1 protein-coding gene is annotated in these 769 nt (G+C 44.7%); it reads left to right on the top strand.

Going from position 1 to position 769, the window contains the following annotated elements; all coding sequences use genetic code 11:
• Positions 1-293 precede the first annotated feature (293 nt).
• On the top strand, positions 294-769 hold a 476-nt coding region (locus HMPREF0673_RS03665), incomplete at its 3' end, for an Arm DNA-binding domain-containing protein (RefSeq protein WP_007898191.1).

Raw genomic sequence — 769 nt, forward strand, 5'->3', positions numbered from 1 at the left:
GTGCACAATTTAAGCAAAAGCAACGGAAAGTGAAGATGAGAGAAATGAACTGCAAGTGGTTGAGAATGAGCAATATTTCATAATTCTGCCAATTGGCTGCAAAGCAAAGCCGAGCAGGATATTGAGTTATTTCAGTTACCAAACCGTTAGCGGTCAGTTACCGAAACCTGCACTGCTAACGTGGTGAAAAACAAATAGTTTGTCACCAGTGTTTGTTGCACCGTTCTGCACAACTTTCAATAACGGAGAATGCTTACTGATTGATTATTTTTGCAAACTAAAAAAGTAAGCAGATGAAAGTTGAAAAATTCAAGGTGCTGCTCTACCTCAAAAAGAGCGGATTGGACAAGAACGGTAAGGCTCCCATCATGGGACGCATCACCCTCAACCGAACAATGGCGCAGTTCGGTTGCAAGTTGTCATGTACGCCAAAGTTATGGAATCCACGTGAGAGCAGACTTGACGGCAAGAGCAAGGAGGCTGTGGAAGTGAATGCCAAGATTGACAAGCTGTTGCTGGCAATAAACTCAGCCTACGAGTCACTTGTGGAGCGCAAGACGGATTTTGACGCAAAGGTGATAAAGGATCTGTTTCAATGCAGTGCAGACACTCAGATGACCTTGTTGAAGCAGCTTGACGCCATCATTGCGGACATTGAATCAAGAATCGGCATCGACTACAAGAAAGGCACGCTGCCAAACTACCAGTACACTCGCCTGACATTGGGATTGTTCGTCAAGAAGCGTTATGGAACTGACGATGTGGCATT

Source organism: Leyella stercorea DSM 18206 (assembly GCF_000235885.1).
Lineage (GTDB): Bacteria > Bacteroidota > Bacteroidia > Bacteroidales > Bacteroidaceae > Prevotella > Prevotella stercorea.